At 64.6% G+C, this 19,770-nt stretch carries 17 protein-coding genes and 1 pseudogene; 13 read left to right on the top strand and 5 right to left on the bottom strand.

Going from position 1 to position 19,770, the window contains the following annotated elements; all coding sequences use genetic code 11:
* The 3 genes and pseudogenes from EOA33_RS40275 to coaA all read left to right on the top strand — a co-directional run.
* Window positions 1-109 (top strand): annotated as a pseudogene (locus EOA33_RS40275) (imidazole glycerol phosphate synthase subunit HisF); the annotation flags it as partial.
* 9 nt (window positions 110-118) lie between these two features.
* On the top strand, window positions 119-442 hold the full coding sequence (locus EOA33_RS05540; protein WP_126057107.1) for a phosphoribosyl-ATP diphosphatase: 324 nt from the start codon (window positions 119-121) through the stop codon (window positions 440-442).
* Between the two features lie 24 nt (window positions 443-466).
* Window positions 467-1,426: a type I pantothenate kinase gene (gene coaA, locus EOA33_RS05535; protein ID WP_126057108.1), complete on the top strand. Its 960-nt coding sequence runs from the start codon at window positions 467-469 to the stop codon at window positions 1,424-1,426.
* Between the two features lie 50 nt (window positions 1,427-1,476).
* On the opposite strand, the gene EOA33_RS05530 is transcribed toward coaA, so the two are convergent.
* The 5 genes from EOA33_RS05530 to EOA33_RS05510 form a co-directional block, all read right to left on the bottom strand.
* Entirely contained in the window at window positions 1,477-2,469 is a 993-nt protein-coding gene (locus EOA33_RS05530; RefSeq protein WP_190234202.1) for a phosphatase PAP2 family protein, read from the bottom strand.
* 365 nt (window positions 2,470-2,834) lie between these two features.
* Window positions 2,835-3,959, bottom strand: coding sequence for a phosphatase PAP2 family protein (locus tag EOA33_RS05525; protein WP_126057110.1), 1,125 nt, complete (start codon window positions 3,957-3,959; stop codon window positions 2,835-2,837).
* Between the two features lie 223 nt (window positions 3,960-4,182).
* On the bottom strand, window positions 4,183-4,803 hold the full coding sequence (locus EOA33_RS05520) for an alpha-ketoglutarate-dependent dioxygenase AlkB (protein ID WP_126057111.1): 621 nt from the start codon (window positions 4,801-4,803) through the stop codon (window positions 4,183-4,185).
* Window positions 4,804-4,902: 99 nt separating this feature from the next.
* Window positions 4,903-5,340 (bottom strand): alternative ribosome rescue aminoacyl-tRNA hydrolase ArfB, encoded by a 438-nt coding sequence (arfB, locus tag EOA33_RS05515; RefSeq protein ID WP_126059277.1) that lies wholly within the window; start codon window positions 5,338-5,340, stop codon window positions 4,903-4,905.
* A gap of 81 nt (window positions 5,341-5,421) precedes the next feature.
* On the bottom strand, window positions 5,422-7,032 hold the full coding sequence (locus tag EOA33_RS05510) for a phosphoenolpyruvate carboxykinase (RefSeq protein WP_127405146.1): 1,611 nt from the start codon (window positions 7,030-7,032) through the stop codon (window positions 5,422-5,424).
* Between the two features lie 340 nt (window positions 7,033-7,372).
* Here EOA33_RS05510 and EOA33_RS05505 point away from each other — a divergent pair, with 340 nt between their 5' ends.
* The 10 genes from EOA33_RS05505 to addB all read left to right on the top strand — a co-directional run.
* On the top strand, window positions 7,373-8,074 hold the full coding sequence (locus tag EOA33_RS05505) for a response regulator transcription factor (RefSeq protein WP_126057113.1): 702 nt from the start codon (window positions 7,373-7,375) through the stop codon (window positions 8,072-8,074).
* Between the two features lie 151 nt (window positions 8,075-8,225).
* Window positions 8,226-10,010 (top strand): sensor histidine kinase, encoded by a 1,785-nt coding sequence (locus tag EOA33_RS05500; RefSeq protein ID WP_126057114.1) that lies wholly within the window; start codon window positions 8,226-8,228, stop codon window positions 10,008-10,010.
* Window positions 10,011-10,024: 14 nt separating this feature from the next.
* Window positions 10,025-10,486, top strand: coding sequence for an HPr kinase/phosphorylase (locus tag EOA33_RS05495; protein WP_126057115.1), 462 nt, complete (start codon window positions 10,025-10,027; stop codon window positions 10,484-10,486).
* A 164-nt stretch (window positions 10,487-10,650) separates the two neighbouring features.
* Entirely contained in the window at window positions 10,651-11,052 is a 402-nt protein-coding gene (locus EOA33_RS05485; protein ID WP_126057117.1) for a PTS sugar transporter subunit IIA, read from the top strand.
* Window positions 11,049-11,345: an HPr family phosphocarrier protein gene (locus EOA33_RS05480; RefSeq protein ID WP_126057118.1), complete on the top strand. Its 297-nt coding sequence runs from the start codon at window positions 11,049-11,051 to the stop codon at window positions 11,343-11,345. Before EOA33_RS05485 ends, EOA33_RS05480 begins: the two co-directional genes overlap by 4 nt.
* A gap of 290 nt (window positions 11,346-11,635) precedes the next feature.
* Window positions 11,636-13,036, top strand: coding sequence for an adenosylhomocysteinase (gene ahcY, locus EOA33_RS05475; RefSeq protein WP_126057119.1), 1,401 nt, complete (start codon window positions 11,636-11,638; stop codon window positions 13,034-13,036).
* Window positions 13,037-13,225: 189 nt separating this feature from the next.
* Window positions 13,226-15,787 (top strand): PAS domain-containing sensor histidine kinase, encoded by a 2,562-nt coding sequence (locus EOA33_RS05470; RefSeq protein WP_127405145.1) that lies wholly within the window; start codon window positions 13,226-13,228, stop codon window positions 15,785-15,787.
* Between the two features lie 8 nt (window positions 15,788-15,795).
* The gene (gene tsaE, locus EOA33_RS05465) at window positions 15,796-17,301 is read left to right on the top strand and encodes a tRNA (adenosine(37)-N6)-threonylcarbamoyltransferase complex ATPase subunit type 1 TsaE (protein ID WP_126057121.1); all 1,506 of its coding nucleotides are present in this window, start codon (window positions 15,796-15,798) and stop codon (window positions 17,299-17,301) included.
* A complete protein-coding gene (locus EOA33_RS05460) occupies window positions 17,298-18,026 on the top strand; it encodes a nucleotidyltransferase family protein (RefSeq protein ID WP_126057122.1) in 729 nt (242 codons plus the stop codon). Before tsaE ends, EOA33_RS05460 begins: the two co-directional genes overlap by 4 nt.
* The coding region (gene addB / locus EOA33_RS05455) for a double-strand break repair protein AddB (protein ID WP_127405144.1) at window positions 18,023-19,770 on the top strand (1,748 nt) is incomplete at its 3' end. The genes EOA33_RS05460 and addB, both read left to right, overlap by 4 nt.

Here is a 19,770-nt window from a genome sequence, read left to right as displayed (position 1 = left end):
TGCCGCCTCGATCTTCCACTTCGGCACTTACACCATCGCCGAAGCGAAGGCGCATATGGCCAGGGCCGGGCTGCCGATGCGGCTGGACTCGCCGGTTCAACGGGCTTAAACGGCGAAAATGACTGAGTTTTCGCTGTCCGATCTGGAAAGAACCATCCGGGAACGCGCCCATTCCGGCGATCCGGACTCGTGGACGGCGAAACTGTTTGCCAAGGGCATCGACAAGGCGGCGCAGAAGCTTGGCGAGGAAGCCGTCGAGACGGTGATCGCAGCCATCCGCGGCGACAGGCAGGGCCTCGTTTCGGAAAGCGCCGATCTTATATATCATTGGCTGGTCGTTCTCGGCATCGCCGGCGTGCCGCTGGGCGAGGTGCTGAAGGAGCTAGAGGGCCGCACCGGCCGCTCGGGCGTTGCCGAAAAGGCGTCGCGGCCCAAGGGCTGACCGCGAGGGAGGGCAGGAAACTCGATGGATCAGCTTGCTCCTACCGAGAAATACTCCCCCTATCGTTTCTTCTCTGCCGAGCAATGGTCGCAGTTCCGCGCCGACACCCCGCTGACGCTGACCGAGGACGAGATCGACCGCTTGCGGTCGCTGAACGACCCGGTCGATCTCGAAGAGGTCAAGCGCATCTACCTCTCGCTTTCCCGCTTGCTCTCGGCGCATGTCGAGGCAAGTCAGCTCTTGTTCCGGCAGCGCCAGGCCTTCTTCAACGCGCAGGACGTGGTCAAGACGCCGTTCATCATCGGCATCGCCGGCTCGGTCGCGGTCGGCAAATCGACCACGGCGCGCGTCTTGAAGGAATTGCTGGCGCGCTGGCCATCGAGCCCGAAGGTCGATCTCATCACCACCGACGGTTTCCTTCTGCCCAACGAGATCCTGCGCCGCGACAATCTGATGGAGCGCAAGGGCTTTCCAGACAGCTACGATGTCGGCGCGCTGCTCCGGTTCCTGTCCGGCATCAAGTCGGCGCAGCGCAATGTCCGCGCGCCGGTCTATTCGCACCTGACCTACGACGTCATTCCTGGCGAATTCGTCACCATCGACAGGCCGGACATATTGATCTTCGAAGGCATCAACGTGCTGCAGCCGGGCAAATTGCCGAGGGACGGCAAGATCGTGCCTTTCCTGTCCGACTTCTTCGACTTCGCCATCTACATCGATGCCGACGAGAAGCTGATCCACCAGTGGTACATCCAGCGCTTCATGCGGCTGCGCGAAACCGCCTTCCGCAATCCGGACTCCTTCTTCCACCGCTATTCGCAGCTGTCGGAGGATGCGGCGCGCGCCATCGCCGAAGGACTGTGGACCAACATCAACCTGAAGAACCTGCGCGAGAACATCCTGCCGACGCGGGCGCGGGCCGATCTCATCCTGCGCAAGGGCGCCAACCACCTGGTCGAGGAAGTGGCCCTGCGGAAGCTGTGATCCGCCTCGCTGCGAGCGTGCTCGCTGTTCTTCTTGCCAGGCTCCGAAAGTCAGGCGGATTCCAGAGGATCAGTAGACCGGCCGTCCAGGAAGCCTAATCGTTTCACCCGTCCTGACTTTCCGCAGGCCCACCAGATGGCGAGCGCCGCCGGAATGGCGACGATCCCATCCATCGCGTAGTGCCATCCGAGGTGGATCGAGCCGAAGAAGATCAAAGCGCCGAAGGCCAGCATGGCGTGACCGAACCTGCGATCGATGGAGTATGCGGTAACCACAAACAGCGCCGCCTGCGCGTTGTGCATGCTGGGCATGGCGGAAATGCCGCCGGGCAGGTCGACCTGGCCGGTATAGACCTGCCAGAGGAAATCCCTGGTCAAGTTTGACGACAGCGGATAGCTGGCGGCGACGTCGTCAAGGTAACTCATGAGACCGGCATAGGGCGAGGGTGTTCCCGGCACGACGTCCGCGAAGTAGCAAGGCCCGGCCGAGGAAAAGATGGTCGCCATGACCAGGCCGATCAGGATCCAGGAGGCGACGGTCGCCCGCCAGTAGCGGACGCGGACCGCTTCCGGGACCCGCGGGCTGGCGAGCAGGCCCGCCCAGAACAGGAAGACCATCGGCACCCACAAGGTATAGGTGATGTCGAACACAAGGGTGATCCATGGCATGCCGACCATCGGCTGGAGGATTTGCCAAGGTTGATAGCCGCCCAGGAGAGCCGAATCCCAGCGGGAGAAGGTTTCGTCCCATTGGAAGGGAGCGACAACCGGTATCATCGTCTTGTTATAGAGGAAGGCCGCCATGAAGAGCGCCAATATGGCGCTGGCGTAGAAATACCGCGCAAGCATGCTCGACAGCAGCAAGGCTTTCAGGCTCGCCGCCGCGAAGCTGACCGGGGACTGGTGACGGCCCTGCACGAGCGCGCGGAAACAGATCCAAACGACAATGGCTGAGCTCAGCAACAGAAAGGAGTGCCAGAGGCGGCCTGCATACTCCAGTACATGTTGCAGGATCGAATCACCCCTGATCGTCGCGACCAGCATGGTGACAAGGACGAACGCGGCGATCGTCCCGTAAAGCGCCGCATTGCGGCGGTTCTCTTGCAAGAGCCACACCGGAAACCGGGCGGACCGCAAGAAATGCTGCCCTATTTCGGTAGAAGACATGGAGAGGACGATACCCCGAGCAATCGTTGCCCTCGGTATCGCATGACGTCTTTTAAAGAATAGTAAGTTCGAAATTGAAAATACCGCTTCAGGAATGGCCGCGTCTTTTCAGAAACTTCAAATTTTATGGATCTGCAGGTGAGGAACCATCCTTGCCGGCGATCCCGAGGGAACTCATCTTGGCATCTTGCGAATAGACGGCCGAAACCATGGCTGGCCGCGACGGCGCATCCTCGCCAGCGTCAAGAAGCCGTGACGACCGCCTCTGGCCGATTGACGGTGGCGGTCTGCATATCCAGCGCCGGCCGGGGATCGGCGGGGATCAGTTTGCGCGCGATGGCATAGACGACGAGCGTCACGGCGGCGCTTACATAGCCGTCGATCGCATAGTGCCAGGCGAGGTAAACCGAGCTTACCGCGACAAACACGACATAGAGGAACGCCAGCGCACCAAGACGGCGGTCGTACTCGCGCAGGAACAGCGCGTTGAGCATTGCCAGGCCGACATGCACGCTGGGAAACGCCGATATGCCCGAGGCGAAACCCGCCTGCCTGGCCTCGTGCAGCGACCAGAGATACTGCTGATAGGTAACAGCGGAATTGCGCGATGCGGCCCCATGGGCCAGGAACGCCAGCTGTTCGCCGAATCGGGCCACGTCGCCCGTCACCGCGCCATAAAATGCCGGACCAGCCGACAGGAACAGGGCGGCCAGCACATTGCCGACGATGATCCAGACCGCCATGAAGCAGGCCAAATAACGCGTTCGAACCGATGCCGCCATGGGCGACGTCGCGACAAAGAACAGGGCGCCGAAATTCAGCAGGAACCAGAAAACGTTGTAATTCCACTCGACTACGGTGCGAACCAGATCATTTTCAGCTACCGCGTAAAGCCAGCGCCACGGATCAGCGCCAAAATGCAGGAAGGCGTCGATGTTGGCTTGCGCCACGTCGAATGGAAACCCGCCCTGCCAGACCGGCATGCCGTTTTTCACCGAGGTGAATGTGCCCTGGAAGATCATGAGCGCCATGAGAAGGCACAAGCCGGAGGCCGAATACGCCAACCGCGAGGTGGAAAAGATCCGTCCTGCCGCAAGGCGACGCCGGGAATCAAAGCGGCGTACAATGACAAGCAGGTCGATAAGGATGGCAAAAGTGGGCAGTATAAGACAGTTCAGAAAGGTCCATCGCCCGAAATATATCGAATATGCCGCCAGGTCGGTGGCGCCTATCGCGTTAAGAAACACCAGGCCGGCCAAAGTATAGATCACAATGCACAGATAGAGGGCCGAATCCCTGCGAACGATCTGGGCCGCTCCCCTCAATATCATCGGCAGTCTATGGAAGGCCAAACTGATATCTGTCATCGTCCCGACCCCGACGGCAATGCCTTGGCGTCTCTAGAGCGGTTCAGCGCCTATGGAATCGCTGACCCGCCCTAGGGTATTTGTTGTGACGCAATTCCGGACGGAAAGCCGCTGCGCACTTTTCCTGGAATTGCGCCAGGGATTTGTCGAGACGCAATTCCGGACGGAAAACCGCTGCGCACTTTTCCTGGAATTGCTCTAGGAGAAAAATCTGTAGATTCGGTTAGCGCGCGGGCATCGTCACTCGCCGCAACGTCAGATTGATCCGGCCGCCATTCTTCAGCAGGGCCGAGGTCGACGGGTAGATGCGGTCGACGCCGTGGAAGCAGAGGCGGCCTTCGCCGCCAAGCACGACGACGTCACCGCTTTTCAGCCGAAATGATTTGGTGCCGCCATCGCGCGTCGTCTGGCCGACCCTAAACTGGCAATCGTCGCCCAGCGACACCGAGACAACGGGGGCGGAAAAGTCCTGCTCGTCGCGATCCTGATGCAGGCCCATCTTGGCGTCGCTCGAATAGAAATTGACGAGGCAGGCTTCGGGCGGATGCGGATAGGCCGCCACCTCACGCCACAATTGCAGCAGCTCATCGGGAATCGGCGGCCATGGCAAGCCCGACACCGGGTGGGTCGGCTGGTAGCGATAGCCGCGCTCCTTGTCAGTGACCCAGCCGAGCGGGCCGCAATTGGTCATGCGCACGCTCATTTCCTTGCCGGTGCGCGGCATGGCCGGCACGAACAAGGGCGCGGCCTGCACCACCTTCCTGATCTCTTCGACCAGCGCTTCCTGCGCCGGGCGCGGCAGGTAGCCGGGCATATGGCGGACACCCTTGGGCAAAACGAGCATGGATTTCCGTTCGATCCGGTTAGCGCGCCCGAGCATGCCACCAATGGGGAAGGACGGCGACCCGAAAGCGGCTGTCGCGGTTTCTGCGCCGGCTTAACCTCAGTCGTTGTCCACCCGGGCGCGCAGCTTCTTCACCGTGGAACGCCCGGCCTTGGTCTTGAGACGTCGCTCGACGGCGCCTTTCGAAGGCTTCGTCTTCTTGCGCGGCGGCGGCGGCGGCTCGGCCGCCTTGGCGACCAGCGCGGTCAGCCGCGCCCGCGCATCGGCCCGGTTCTGCTCCTGGGTGCGGAAGCGCCCGGCCTCGATGACGACGACGCCGTCCTTGGTGGCGCGCTGGCCGGCAAGCCTCAGGGTACGTTCGCGCACGCGCTCGGACAGACCCGCCGCATTCGCCGCATCGAAGCGCAGCTGCACGGCGGTGGCCACCTTGTTGACGTTCTGACCGCCAGGGCCCGAGGAGCGGATGAAATCCTCGTGCAAATCGGCCGGGTGGATGACCGCTTCGTCGGCGATGATGATCTTGTCGTCGGCATTCATGCGCGCAGTCATGACGCGGCAGCGCAAAAAAGAAAAGGCCCGGCGGAAGCCGGGCCTTTGACGGCGGCAATGTGCCCGACGTTACTCGGCTGCCTCCTGCAGGCGCGGCGCGGCGCCCATGACGGTCGCGTCGACATGCTCCTCGAACTTCTCGAAATTGGCGGCGAACATGCCTACCAGCCTGGCCGCCTGCCGGTCATAGGCCGGCTTGTCGGCCCAGGTCGAGCGGGGATCGAGGATGGCGCGGTCAACGCCGGCAACCGCCACCGGCACCGCAAAGCCGAAATTGGCATCGGTGCGGAAATCGGCGGTCTTCAGCGAACCGTCGAGGGCGGCGGCGAGCAGCGCCCGCGTCACCTTGATCGGCATGCGGCGGCCAGTGCCGTAGGCGCCGCCGGTCCAGCCGGTGTTGACCAGCCAGCAGTCGGCGCCGTGGCGGGCGATCAGCTCGCGCAGCAGGTTGCCGTATTCGGACGGGTGGCGCGGCATGAAGGGCGCACCGAAGCAGGTCGAGAAGGTCGCTTCCGGTTCGGTGACGCCTTTTTCGGTGCCGGCGACCTTGGCCGTATAGCCGGAGAGGAAATGATACATGGCCTGCGCCGGGGTCAGCCTGGCGATCGGCGGCATCACGCCGAAAGCGTCGGCAGTCAGCATGATGATGTTGCTGGGATGGCTGGCGCGGCCGGTCTTCGAGGCATTGGGGATGTAGTCGAGCGGATAGGCGCAGCGCGTGTTTTCGGTCAGGCTGCCATCGTTGAAATCCGGCACGCGGTCGGCGCCGAGCACGACATTTTCCAGCACCGTTCCGAAGCGCTGCGTGGTGGCGAAGATTTCCGGCTCGGCCTCGGCCGAAAGCCTGATCGTCTTGGCATAGCAGCCGCCTTCGAAATTGAAGATGCCGTGCGGGCCCCAGCCATGTTCGTCGTCGCCGATCAGCGTGCGCGAGGGGTCGGCCGACAGCGTCGTCTTGCCGGTTCCGGAGAGGCCGAAGAACACGGCCGCGTCGCCGGCCGGACCTTCATTGGCCGAGCAGTGCATCGGCATCACGCCCTTCGCCGGCAACAGGTAGTTGAGCGCGGTGAACACCGACTTCTTCATCTCGCCGGCGTAGGAGGTGCCGCCGATCAGCACGATCATGCGCGTCAGATCGACAGCGATCACCGTCTCGGTGCGGGTGCCGTGGCGGGCCGGATTGGCGCGGAAGGACGGCAGGTCGATGATCGTCATCGCCGGCACGAAATGCTCAAGCTGCGACGGTTCGGGCCTGATCAGGAGATTGCGGATGAACAGCGAATGCCAGGCGAATTCGGTGATGACCCTGGTCGGCAGCTGCAGGTCGGTGTCGGCGCCACCGACCAGATCCTGGACGTAGAGGTCCTTGTGCGCGGCATGAGCACGGAAATCGGCAAGCAGCGCATCGAACTGGGCCGGCGACATCGCCTTGTTGTTGTCCCACCAGACATGCGGCTCGGTGGCGTCGTCGCGGACGACGAATTTGTCCCTGGGCGAGCGCCCCGTATGCTGGCCGGTCTCGGCGACCAGGGCGCCATCCGCGGTCAGCCTGGCCTCGCCGCGGCGCATCGCCTCCTCGTAGAGCGCGGCGGCGCCGAAATTATAGCGCACCGTGCCCGTGGCCTTAAGGCCGATCGCGTCTATCGCGCAGGCGGGGTTGCGTGTGCCGGCTTCCGACATCAAATGCTCCTCTCTGGATTTGCCGCGTCTGACCGGTGGATTTCCGGAGCCCGGTAGGGGCTGAGTGGCTCAGAACCAGAAAAGGCAAATGATATCAAATCATTAATCGATTTAAAAAATTTGAAAGTTGTTTAAATCGTTTATATGTGCAAAAAATCACAGTGGTTGCCCAAAGGATTGGCAAACGTTGTTCGTCCAATCCGCGTTGGGGTGCGAATGCGGCCGCCGGCACGCTGTGCGTGACACTGCGCGGAGCCTATGCCACATTTTGTACCTAATTTGTCCTGCAAAAGCCCCTTCTCGACGAAAGAAGGGACAGCTCATGAGGGAGCCGCTTGAAATGGCAACAATCGCGCTTGTCGATGACGACCGCAACATTCTGACATCGGTGTCGATCGCCCTCGAATCCGAGGGCTATCGCGTCGAAACCTACACGGATGGTGCGTCTGCGCTGGAAGGCCTGGCGGCTCGGCCGCCGAATCTCGCCATCCTCGATATCAAGATGCCGCGCATGGACGGCATGGAACTCTTGCGCCGGATGCGCCAGAAATCCGACCTTCCGGTCATCTTCCTGACCTCGAAGGACGACGAGATCGACGAGCTTTTCGGGCTCAAGATGGGCGCCGACGACTTCATCCGCAAACCGTTCTCGCAGCGCCTTCTGGTCGAGCGGGTGCGCGCGGTGCTGCGGCGCACGAGCGCGCGCGAGGCGGCCGCCAAGCAGCCCAGCCAGCAGGCCCGCTCGCTGGAGCGCGGCCAGTTGGTCATGGACCAGGAGCGGCATACCTGCACCTGGAAGGGCGAGCCGGTGACGCTGACCGTCACCGAATTCCTGATCCTGCATTCGCTGGCGCAGCGGCCCGGCGTGGTAAAAAGCCGTGATGCGCTGATGGATTCGGCCTATGATGAGCAGGTCTATGTCGACGACCGCACCATCGACAGCCACATCAAACGGCTGCGCAAGAAGTTCAAGGCCGTCGATGATGACTTCGAGATGATCGAAACCCTTTACGGAGTCGGGTATAGGTTCCGCGAGGCGTGAATAGGGAATGGGCAGTAGGCAGTGGGGATTAGTCGCTAGTCAGTCCTGAATGGCACCCCCGCGGGCACTCATAGATCGCCCCGGTCCCAGCCAAGCATTTGTCTACTGCCTACTGCCTAACCCCTACTCACTAAACAGGACCTGCTATTCGATGGCAGTCGACGTAGAGCGGAACAGAAGGGCGGGCGCGGTCAGGCGGCCGTCCAGGATGCTGCCGTCATTCCTGTCGAGGATCACGGTGCCTATGCGCCGTTTCCTCGGCCATCACATCTTCTCCAGCCTGACCCGCCGCATCCTGTTCCTCAACCTTGCCGGCCTGGCGGTGCTGGTCACCGGCATCCTCTACCTCAACACCTTCCGCGACGGGCTGATCGACGCCCGCGTCGAAAGCCTGATGACGCAGGGCGAGATCATCGCCGGCGCGATCGCGGCCTCGGCGACGGTGGAGACCGATTCGATCAGCATCGATCCGGAAAAGCTGCTGGAGCTGCAGGCAGGCGAGAGCCTTGGCCCTGGCTCCGACCAGCTCGACAATCTCGACTTCCCGATCAATCCCGAACGCGTCGCCCCGGTGCTGCGGCGGTTGATCTCGCCGACGCGCACACGCGCCCGCATCTATGACCGCGACGCCAATCTGCTGCTCGATTCGCGCCATCTCTATTCGCGTGGCCAGATCCTGCGCTACGACCTGCCGCCGGTCGACGATGAGCAGCCGGGCCTTGTCGAGCGTGTCGAAAAGTTCGTCTTCGATTTCTTCCGCAACAAGGACCTGCCGGTCTATCGCGAACAGCCGGGCGGCAACGGCGCGGCGTTTCCGGAAGTGGTCAAGGCGCTGACCGGCAGCCCCTCGACCATCGTGCGCATCAGCGAGCAGGGCGAGCAGATCGTCTCCGTCGCGGTGCCGATCCAGCGTTTCCGTGCCGTGCTCGGCGTCCTGATGCTGTCGACGGAAGGCGGCGACATCGACAAGATCGTCGCCGCCGAGCGCAAGGCGATCCTGCGCGTCTTCGGCATCGCGGCGCTTGTCACCGCCATCCTGTCGATGCTGCTCGCCTCCACGATCGCCAATCCGCTGCGCCGGCTGTCGGCTGCCGCGGTCAGGGTGCGGCGCGGGGTGAAGAGCCGCGAGGAGATCCCCGATTTCTCCGACCGCCAGGACGAGATCGGCAATCTGTCGATCGCCGTCCGCGATATGACCAACGCGCTCTATGCCCGCATCGAAGCGATCGAGAGCTTCGCCGCCGACGTCTCGCATGAGCTGAAGAACCCGTTGACGTCGCTGCGCAGCGCCGTGGAAACGCTGCCCTTGGCGAAGAACGAGAATTCGCGCGCGCGGCTGATGGAGATCATCCAGCACGATGTCCGCCGCCTCGACCGGCTGATCACCGACATTTCCGACGCGTCGCGCCTCGATGCCGAGCTCGCGCGCGAGGATGCGGGAACGGTCGACCTGAAGACCTTCGTCACCGATCTTATCGCGGTTTCGCGCGAAACGACGCGCAACAAGAAGGCGGTCGAGATCGAGCTCAAGGTGGCCAAGCTGCCGCAAGGCGTCAAAGGCTATGTCGTCGTCGGCCATGATCTGAGGATCGGCCAGGTGATCACCAACCTGATCGAGAATGCCCGCTCCTTCGTTCCCGATGAGCATGGCCACATCACCGTCTCGCTGGCGCGCGCCGGCAAGCTCAACATCATCACCGTCGACGACAACGGACCGGGCATCCGGGCCGACAACATCGACCGCATCTTCGAGCGCTTCTACACCGACCGTCCGGCCGGCGAAGCCTTCGGCCAGAATTCGGGCCTCGGTCTGTCGATCAGCCGCCAGATCGTCGAGGCGCATGGCGGCACGCTGACGGCCGAGAACATCCCCGGCACCAAGCCCGGCGAGATCAAGGGCGCGCGCTTCGTGGTAACGCTACCGGCCGAAGGTTGATCGCTGACGCAGTCATGCCAGAACCTGCCGCAAAGCCTGAAAACATCCACGGAACCGCGATCCTGATCGGCGAGCGCGGCGTCCTTATCACCGGAGCGTCCGGCGCCGGCAAGACAACTCTGGCGCTGACGCTGATCGACCATTGCCGCGCGCGCGGGCTGTTTTCGCGGCTGATCGGCGACGACAGGCTCCTTGCCACGGCCCATGCCGGGCGGCTGGTCTGCCGCGTGCCGGCGACGATTGCCGGCCTCGCCGAGGTGCCGGGGTTCATTCCACGCCCGCTGCCGTTCGAGCCGGGCGGGGTGATCGACCTCAATGTGCGGCTGGTGCCGCAGGCCGAGATGGCCCGTTTCCAGGAAGAAATCCGTGAGCCGGTCGCGGGCTGCCCGGTGCCGCGCGTGGACCTTGCCGAGCGCAACGCCGCCACCGCGTTGCCGGCCGTCATGGCGCGGCTCTCCATCGCGCCTTTTCTGTGATCCGCTTCCGCTTTTTTGCTGCAATGCGTCAAAATGGCCAGGGCTTGCGCAATTTTGGGCTTGTCAACGCGCCGCGCGTCGACAAGATAGCGCTCCCGCCGCCTGCAATGGCTGGCGAGCATAAAATGCGCCTGTGAAGCGGCGATGACGGGAGCCACCAAAGAATGATCGGACTCGTGCTCGTGACGCACGGTCAGCTGGCCACGGAGTTCCGACATGCCGTGGAACATGTCGTCGGGCCACAAGACAATTTCGAAACCGTGGCGATCGGCGCCGATGACGATATGGAGCAGCGCCGCCGCGACATCGTCGACGCGGTGGCGCGCGTCGACAGCGGAGCCGGCGTGATCGTGCTCACCGACATGTTCGGCGGCACGCCCTCCAACCTTGCCATTTCGGTGATGGAATCCGGCCGCACCGAGGTCATCGCCGGCATGAACCTGCCGATGCTGATCAAGCTTTCCTCGATCCGCAAGGGCGACAACATGGCCGCCGCGCTCGACGAGGCGCAGGCCGCCGGGCGCAAATACATCAACGTTGCCAGCCAGCTCCTGAGCAGCAAATGAACGCGCTGTCGCCGGAACAAGACCACGTCGCGCGGGATTTTCCGATCGTCAACCAGCGCGGCCTGCATGCGCGCGCCTCGGCGAAATTCGTCCAGGTCGCCAGCGGCTTCGACGCCGCCATCCATGTCGAGAAGGACGGTGTCAAGGTCGGCGGCACCTCGATCATGGGCCTGATGATGCTGGCGGCAAGCCCGGGCTATTCGATCCGCGTCACCGCCAGCGGACCGCAAGCCCTGCAGGCGCTCGACGCACTGGAGCAGCTGGTGGCCTCACGCTTCGGCGAGGAATGCTGACGGCGTCTTTGCCCGGCGTATGCCGACAGCGCTTGGAGCCATTCAGCGTTTGATGGGATCGCCGATCCGCTCGGGTTCTCGCTCGGGTTCTTGTTCCGACGCAATTCCGGACGGAAAACCGCTTGGCGCTTTCCTGGAATTGTTACCGCAAAGACATGCACGAATAAAGATTTCTTTATATCCCATTGTCGTTTGAATGCCGATCTGCTAGTCAGGCCGGCAATTCGCGCCCTTCCACGCGCCGTCCGGCGCCGGCGCGTGCCACAGACAAATCACACCGGAGCACTGCCATGACGGGTAGCAAGGACTATGTGGTCGCCGACATTTCGCTTGCCGGCTGGGGCCGCAAGGAGATCGAGATCGCCGAAACCGAAATGCCGGGCCTGATGGCCTGCCGCGACGAATTCGGCGACAAGAAGCCGCTCAAGGGCGCGCGCATCACCGGCTCGCTGCACATGACGATCCAGACCGCGGTTCTGATCGAAACGCTGAAGGCGCTGGGCGCCGACATCCGCTGGGCCTCGTGCAACATCTTCTCGACCCAGGACCATGCCGCCGCCGCGATCGCCGAGGCCGGCATCCCGGTGTTCGCCATCAAGGGCGAAACGCTCGAGGACTATTGGGAATACACCGACAAGATCTTCCAGTGGGCCGATGGCGGCACCTCCAACATGATCCTCGACGATGGCGGCGACGCCACCATGTACATCCTGATCGGCGCCCGCGCCGAGGCCGGCGAGGACGTGCTGTCCAATCCGGGCAGCGAGGAGGAAGAGATCCTGTTCGCCCAGATCAAGAAGCGCCTGAAGGCATCGCCCGGCTTCTTCACCAAGCAGAAGGAAGCGATCCGCGGCGTCACCGAGGAGACGACCACCGGCGTCAACCGGCTCTACCAACTGCAGAAGAAGGGCCTGCTGCCGTTCCCGGCGATCAACGTCAATGACTCGGTGACCAAGTCGAAATTCGACAACAAGTACGGCTGCAAGGAATCGCTGGTCGACGGCATCCGCCGCGGCACCGACACGATGATGGCCGGCAAGGTCGCCGTGGTCTGCGGCTATGGCGACGTCGGCAAGGGCTCGTCGGCCTCGCTGAAGGGCGCCGGCGCCCGCGTCAAGGTCACCGAGGTCGACCCGATCTGCGCGCTGCAGGCGGCGATGGACGGTTTCGAGGTGGTCACGCTGGAAGACGCGGCACCCACCGCCGACATCGTCATCACCACCACCGGCAACAAGGATGTCGTCACCCTTGACCACATGCGGTCGATGAAAGACATGGTGATCGTCGGCAATATCGGCCACTTCGACAACGAGATCCAGGTGGCGTCGCTGCGCAATCTGAAATGGACCAACGTAAAGCCGCAGGTCGACATGATCACCTTCCCGGACGGCAAGCGGATGATCCTTTTGTCCGAGGGTCGCCTGCTCAACCTCGGCAACGCCACCGGCCATCCGAGCTTCGTCATGTCGGCGTCCTTCACCAACCAGGTGCTGGCGCAGATCGAGCTCTACAGCAAGCACGGCCAGTACCAGAACCAGGTCTACGTGCTGCCGAAGCACCTGGACGAGAAGGTCGCGCGCCTGCATCTTGGCAAGCTCGGCGCGCGCCTGACCGAACTGTCCGGCGAACAGGCCGCCTATATCGGCGTGACGCCGCAAGGGCCGTTTAAGCCGGAACACTACCGCTATTAACCAAAACAGAAATTGCCACTAGATATTGAGGCCGGGCGATTGACATTTCGCCCGGCTTTATTTTTGCGCGGAATGATTCTTCACGCCGATTCCAGCAGGCGTTATTGTTGTGATTCGCGGTCCGGGGGACGAGGGCCGGGATACGCAATCTGGGCGGTCTTGCATTCAGGCGGCGAAGAGGACCAAGACATGCCGGGGGAAAACCCGCCTCGCGCGGGACAGGCCGTTTCCGGCGGCCATAGCGATTCGGTGACATCGGGCTCCGCCGTCAGGGGCGGGCATCTGTTGTGGCGTGGCGGTGCCCGCGCGGCGACGCTTCTCGCCGGCTCGGCGCTTTGCAGCCCGTTGCTTGGCCTTGCGGCTCATGCCGAAACCGTCGCGCAATCGGCCGGGCTGTCGGTCAGCACGGTCGAGGTGATGCAGCTCGCCATGTTCGCCGGGGTCATGGGGGCCGCCCTTGTCTCGGCCATCTTCCTGATCCGCGAAAGAGCCCGCACTTCGGCGCAGAACGCCGAACTCAGGACCCGAATCGCCGACGTCAACGCGGCGCTGCAGCGTTCCGAGGCGCTGCTCAATCTGCGCGACCAGCGCGTCGTGGTATGGGCTTCCGAGAACAAGAAGCCGGAGCTCATCGGAACATTGCCGCTGGAGAGCGGCGCACCCGAGGACCGGGCCGCTTTCCTTGCATTCGGCCGCTGGCTGATGCCGCGTTCGGCCGCGGCACTCGAACATGCCGTGGCGGCCCTGCGCGAAAAGGCAAGGGCCTTCGATCTGGTCATCGAGACACAGGCCGGAGTGCCGCTCGAGGTGCAAGGGCGCAAGAGCGCGGCGCATGTGCTGGTGCGCTTCGTGTCGCTGTCGGAAACGCTGCGCAGCCAGGCGCGGCTGAAGATCGAGAACCAGCGGCTCAGCGCCGACTACGAGACAATGCTCGGCCTGCTCGACGCCCTGAAGATGCCGACATGGCTGCGCTCCGCCGACGGCCGGCTGAAATGGGTCAACCGCGCCTATGCCGAGGCGGTCGAGGCGCAAAATGCAGAAGCGGCGGTGCGCGAGGCCAAGGAATTCCTGGGCGGACAGGCGCGCGAGCAGATCGCCGAGCAGCACAAGGCGCGCCCGGTGTTCGAACAGACGCTGTCCACGGTGATCGAAGGCGATCGCCGGATGTTCTCAGTGACGGATTTCGCCGGCACGGACGGCTCGGCTGGACTTGCCTGCGACACCAGCGCCACCGAAACCATCCGCGGCGAATATGAGCGCACGGTGCGCAGCCACGCCGACACGCTCGATCAGCTCAACACCGCCGTTGCCATCTTCGACGCCAATGAGAAGCTGCGCTTCTTCAACCAGGCATTCCAGAAACTGTGGAACCTCGACAGCGGCTTCCTGCACAGCGCCCCGGACAATGCCTTGCTGCTCGACCGGCTGCGCAGCGAGGGCAAGATCGCCGAACAGCCGGAGTGGCGGCGCTGGAAGGAAGGCCTGCTCGGCGCCTATCGCGCAGTCGAATCGCAGGAGCACTGGTGGCACCTGCCCGACGGCAAGACCATCCGCGTGGTGGCCAACCCGCAGCCCAAGGGCGGCGTCACCTGGGTGTTCGAGAACCTGACCGAGAAGATGGACCTCGAAAGCCGCTACCAGACGGCGGTGCGCGTGCAGGGCGAGACGCTGGACAATCTTGCCGAGGGTGTCGCGGTGTTCGGTCCGGACGGACGGCTTCGGCTGTCGAACCCGGCTTTCGTCGCGCTGTGGGGTCTAAACCAGGACGTGGTCAAGCCCAATGTGCATGTCTCGGCGATCCGCGACCTCTGTGACCGGCGTGCCAAGGACAGCCCTTGGGGCGGCTTCGTCGCCGCCATCACCGGATTCGACGACGAACGCCGCGACCGCCACGGCCAGAGCGAGCTCGTCGACGGCACGGTGCTCAGCCACGCGGTGATCCATTTGCCCAACGGGCAAGTGATGATGACCTTCGTCGACGTCACCGACAGCGTCAATGTCGAGCGGGCGCTGAAGGACAAGAACGAGGCGCTGGAGCGGTCCGACCAGCTGAAGAACGAGTTCGTGCAGCACGTTTCCTACGAGCTGCGCTCGCCGCTGACCAACATCATCGGCTTCACCGAGCTGCTGTCGCTGCCGTCGACCGGGCCGTTGACGCCGAAGCAGCGCGAATATGTCGAGCATGTCGGCTCGTCCTCCTCGGTGCTGCTCACCATCGTCAACGACATACTGGATCTCGCCACCGTCGATGCCGGCATCATGCAGCTCGACATCTCCGAGGTCAGCGTCGACCGGACCATCGCGGCGGCCGCCGAGCTTGTGGCCGACCGGCTGGAGGAGCATTCGATCACGCTCAAGGTCGAAGCCGCGGCGGCGCCGAAGAGCTTCCATGGCGACGAGACCCGCATCCGCCAGATTCTCTACAATCTGTTGAGCAACGCCGCGAACTACGCGCCGGAAGCAAGCACCGTCACCCTCGCCTGCCGCCAACTCGCCGACGGCGTGGAATTCTCCGTCCATGACGACGGGCCCGGCATGCCGCCGGACGTGCTGGATTCGGTGTTCCGCCGCTTCGAGCCGCGGACCAATGGCGGGCGCCGGCGTGGTGCCGGGCTCGGCCTGTCGATCGTCAAAAGCTTCGTCGAGCTGCATGGCGGCAGCGTCCGCATCGAGACCGGCAAGGACAAGGGCACCACCGTCATCTGCACCTTCCCGGCCGCGCCCTCGGGCATTCGCGCCGCGGCCGAGTAGCGGACCTCATGGCAGGGCTGGAACGTTTTCTCGCCGACGAAGCCGCCACGGCAAGGCTGGGTGAAGACCTGGCGATGGCGCTGCGCCCGGGCGACGTGTTGGCGCTCAAAGGCGATCTCGGCGCCGGCAAGTCGACACTGGCGCGGTCGCTCATCCGGGCCCTGGCCGACGATGCCGGCCTCGACGTGCCAAGCCCGACTTTCACGCTGGTGCAGACCTACGACACGCGCTTTCCGGTGCATCATTTCGATCTCTACCGCCTTTCGGCAGCCGCTGAACTCGACGAACTCGGCTTCGACGACGCGCTGGCGCAAGGGGCGGCCCTGGTCGAATGGCCAGAACGCGCCGAGACCGCCCTGCCGGACGGCACGCTCTGGGTCGAGCTCGCGCATCAGGGCGACGGCCGCCTGGCGAAACTGTCGGGACAAGGGGCGGCCTTCGATCGCGCGGCGCGCTCGCTGGCGATGCGCGATTTCCTGGCCACGGCCGGCTGGGGCGAAGCCGGCAGGCGCTTCTTCGTCGGCGACGCCTCAGCCCGTTCCTATGAGATCGTCTCGCTTGCCGGCCTCGCGCCGCGCGTGCTGATGAACTCGCCGCGACTGGTGCTCGGTCCGCCGGTGCGCGACGGCAAGCCCTATGCGGTGATCGCCCACACCGCGCAATCGGTCACCGCCTTCGTCGCCCTCGACCGCGCCTTGCTGGCGGCGGGCGTCAGCGTGCCGGAGATCCATGCCGAGGATCTCGAGCAGGGCTTTTTGCTCCTTGAACATCTCGGTGCGGAAGGGTTCCTGAACAGCGATGGCGAGCCGATCGCCGAGCGCTATGCCGCGGCGGCCGAGCTGCTGGCGATGATGCATGGCAAGGCCTGGCCCGACAGGATGGAAGCCGCGCCGGGCGTCTTTCATGACGTGCCGCCCTTCGACCGCGAGGCGATGCTGATCGAGGCCGACCTGCTGGTTGACTGGTATGTGCCGATGCTGACCGGCAAGCCGGCGAGCAATGCCCTGCTGGCCGGCTACCACACCGAATGGAACAAGGTGCTCGACCGGCTCAAGGGCAGCCAATACACGCTGATGCTGCGCGACTTCCATTCGCCGAACATCATCTGGCGCGGCGACAGAACCGGCCACGACCGGCTCGGCGTCGTCGATGTCCAGGATGCGCTGATCGGCCCCGCCGCCTATGACGTCGCCTCGCTCGCCATGGACGCTCGCGTGACCATCTCGCCCGCGATCGAGAAGCGGACGCTCGATGCCTATGTCGCGGCGCGCCATGCCGCCGGCGCCTTCGATGAAGCAGCGTTCCGGGAGGCCTACGCCATCATGGCGGCGCAGCGCAATTCGAAGATCCTCGGCATTTTCGTGCGGCTGGAGAAGCGTGACGGCAAGCCCTTCTACCTCAAGCACCTGCCGCGCATCCGCGACTATCTCAGAAGAGCGCTGGCGCACCCGGCACTTGCCGGGCTACACGACTTCTACGCCGCCCATGGCCTGCTGGAAGAACGAACGCCGTGACCGCAAATCCCAGGACCGCAATGGTGCTCGCCGCCGGGCTCGGAAAGCGCATGCGTCCGATCACCGACACGATACCGAAGCCGCTGGTGGAGATCGCCGGCAAGACCTTGCTCGACTGGGGGCTGGACAGCCTTGCAAGTGCCGGTGTCGATAAGGCCGTAGTCAACGTCCACTATCTTCCGGACCAGATCATCGCCCATATCGCCGACCGCGGTGCGCCGAGGATCGCCATTTCCGACGAGCGCGAGATGCTGCTGGACTCGGCCGGCGGCATCGTCAAGGCGCTGCCCCTGCTGGGGAAAGAGCCGTTCTACATCATCAACGCCGACACGTTCTGGATCGACAGCGGCCAGCCCAGCCTCGAGCGTCTTTCCCTTGCATGGGACGCTGCCAGAATGGATATTCTGCTGATGCTTACCGATCTCGATTCCGCCACCGGACATTGCGTCGGCACCGATTTCCTGGTGGCGCCGGACGGCGCCTTGCAGCGCTCGAAAGGCGATCCGGCCGGCCTGATCTATGCCGGGGCCGCGATTGTCCATCCGCGTATCTTCAAGGACGCGCCGACGGGCCCGCATTCGCTCAACGCCTATTTCGACAAGGCGATCACGGCCGGACGGCTGTTCGGCATGCAGATGCAGGGCCGCTGGATCACGGTCGGCACGCCCGACGCCATTCCGCCCGCCGAGGCAGCGGTCGCCGGCGCACTCGCGAAAGCGATATGAGCGGCTCGCGCCGCGTTTTCTCAATCCCGTCCGGAGCGCCGTTCCTGCCGACGCTGGCGGAAGCGTTGCTGCACGGTCGGCTGGTGCCCGGCTTCCGTTTCAACGGCGATCCGCTGGCGCTCGCCGACGCCACCATCTATGTGCCGACGCGGCGCGCGGCGCGCGCGCTGCGCGGCGCCTTCGTCGATATTCTGGGGGTTCGCTCGGCCATCCTGCCGACGGTCAGGCCGCTCGGCGAATTCGATGAGGACGAGGCGGCCTTCGACGCCGAAGCGGCGCCGGCCATCGAGCTCGCGCCGCCGATTGCCGCGCAGGAGCGGCTGCTTCTCCTGGCGCCGCTGGTGCGCGCGTGGAAGGCAAGCCTGCCGTCGCATGTCGCGGCGCGGTTCAACGAGGAATTCGTGGTGCCGGCTTCGGCGGCCGATGCTGTCTGGCTGGCGCGCGACCTTGCCCGGCTGATGGACGAAATCGAGACCGAAGGCACGGATTGGGCGAAGCTCGCCGGGCTGGTCAGCGGCAATCTCGCCGGCTGGTGGCAGGTGACGCTCGATTTCCTCGGCATCGTCACCGACAACTGGCCGAAGCTGCTCGCCGAACGCGGCCTCTCCAATCCGGCCGCGCACCGGAGCGCGCTGATCCGGCTGGAGGCCGCGCGGCTGAAACGCAACCGGCCGGCCGGGCCGGTGATCGCCGCAGGCTCGACCGGCTCCATCCCCGCGACCGCCGAGCTGCTCGGCGTGATCGCCGGCTTGCCCAATGGCGCCGTCGTGCTGCCCGGCCTCGACAAGGGACTGGACGAGGCCTCCTTCGCCGCCATTTCGGCGCCCGGCGCACGGCCGGCCACGCTCGGCCACCCGCAATTCGGCCTGGCGAAGCTGATCGGCGGTATCGGCGTGCCGCGCGCGGATGTCGAGGAGATCGTCCCGGCGGACCGGGCGCTGGCAATCCGCGCGGCCCTAGTCGGCGAGGCGCTACGGCCGGCCGAAACCACCGAATTGTGGACCGAGACGCGCCCCGGCTTCGAGGCCGAGGACATCCGGCAGGCCCTGGCCGGCGTGACGCTGGTGGAGGCTGCCAACGAGCGCGACGAGGCGGTCGCGATCGCGATCGCGCTGAAGCGCGCCGTCGAGCAGCCGGGCCAGCGCGCCGCACTTGTCACCGGTGATCGCGCGCTGGCGCGGCGCGTCTCTGTCGAGTTGCTGCGCTTCGGCGTCGCCGCCGACGATTCCGGTGGCACGCCGCTCACCAACACGCCAGCGGCCACGCTGCTGAGGCTGGCGCTGCAAGCCGTGTTCCGTCCCGGCGATCCGGTCGCCCTGCTCTCGCTGCTCAAGCACCCGCTACTGGGCCTCGGTCTCGATCGGACGAGCGTGCGCCCTGCGGCGGAGATCGTCGAACTGGTGGCACTGCGCGGCGGTACCGGGCGGCCGGACGCGGCCTCGCTGGCATCGCTTTTCGAGGCCCGCCTTTCGGGTCTCGGCGACAGCCGCCCGCCCTTCTGGTTCGCGCGGCTGACGGTGCGCGGGATCGAGCAGGCGCGGGATATGCTTGCCCGGCTTGCCGAGGCCCTGGCCCCGCTCACAGCCTTTCGCGGCGAACAGGACGCCGATCTTGCCGCGTTGACGCGGGCCAGCGTTATTGCGCTGGAGAACCTTGGCCGGGCAGCCGATGGCGGCCCAGCGGAACTTTATGCCGGCGACGCCGGTGAGAAGCTCGCCGAACTGCTGCGCGGCCTGGTCGCCGC

This window comes from Mesorhizobium sp. M4A.F.Ca.ET.050.02.1.1 (assembly GCF_003997725.1).
GTDB lineage: Bacteria > Pseudomonadota > Alphaproteobacteria > Rhizobiales > Rhizobiaceae > Mesorhizobium.
Note: the sequence above shows the minus strand (reverse complement) of the source record. Positions and strands in the feature narration are given on the sequence as shown.

What these genes read in the sequence shown, in the direction of transcription:
- EOA33_RS05520 (WP_126057111.1), bottom strand. Translation starts at nt 4,803, where the DNA reads ATGCTCGTTTTGCCCAAGGGTGTCCGCCATATGCCCGGCTACCTGCCG.
- EOA33_RS05500 (WP_126057114.1), top strand. Translation starts at nt 8,226, where the DNA reads ATGGCAGTCGACGTAGAGCGGAACAGAAGGGCGGGCGCGGTCAGGCGG.
- EOA33_RS05530 (WP_190234202.1), bottom strand. Translation starts at nt 2,469, where the DNA reads ATGCTGGTCGCGACGATCAGGGGTGATTCGATCCTGCAACATGTACTG.
- EOA33_RS05540 (WP_126057107.1), top strand. Translation starts at nt 119, where the DNA reads ATGACTGAGTTTTCGCTGTCCGATCTGGAAAGAACCATCCGGGAACGC.
- EOA33_RS05470 (WP_127405145.1), top strand. Translation starts at nt 13,226, where the DNA reads ATGCCGGGGGAAAACCCGCCTCGCGCGGGACAGGCCGTTTCCGGCGGC.
- EOA33_RS05495 (WP_126057115.1), top strand. Translation starts at nt 10,025, where the DNA reads ATGCCAGAACCTGCCGCAAAGCCTGAAAACATCCACGGAACCGCGATC.
- EOA33_RS05485 (WP_126057117.1), top strand. Translation starts at nt 10,651, where the DNA reads ATGATCGGACTCGTGCTCGTGACGCACGGTCAGCTGGCCACGGAGTTC.
- EOA33_RS05510 (WP_127405146.1), bottom strand. Translation starts at nt 7,032, where the DNA reads ATGTCGGAAGCCGGCACACGCAACCCCGCCTGCGCGATAGACGCGATC.
- EOA33_RS05525 (WP_126057110.1), bottom strand. Translation starts at nt 3,959, where the DNA reads ATGACAGATATCAGTTTGGCCTTCCATAGACTGCCGATGATATTGAGG.
- tsaE (WP_126057121.1), top strand. Translation starts at nt 15,796, where the DNA reads ATGGCAGGGCTGGAACGTTTTCTCGCCGACGAAGCCGCCACGGCAAGG.
- EOA33_RS05480 (WP_126057118.1), top strand. Translation starts at nt 11,049, where the DNA reads ATGAACGCGCTGTCGCCGGAACAAGACCACGTCGCGCGGGATTTTCCG.
- EOA33_RS05505 (WP_126057113.1), top strand. Translation starts at nt 7,373, where the DNA reads ATGGCAACAATCGCGCTTGTCGATGACGACCGCAACATTCTGACATCG.
- ahcY (WP_126057119.1), top strand. Translation starts at nt 11,636, where the DNA reads ATGACGGGTAGCAAGGACTATGTGGTCGCCGACATTTCGCTTGCCGGC.
- coaA (WP_126057108.1), top strand. Translation starts at nt 467, where the DNA reads ATGGATCAGCTTGCTCCTACCGAGAAATACTCCCCCTATCGTTTCTTC.
- arfB (WP_126059277.1), bottom strand. Translation starts at nt 5,340, where the DNA reads ATGAATGCCGACGACAAGATCATCATCGCCGACGAAGCGGTCATCCAC.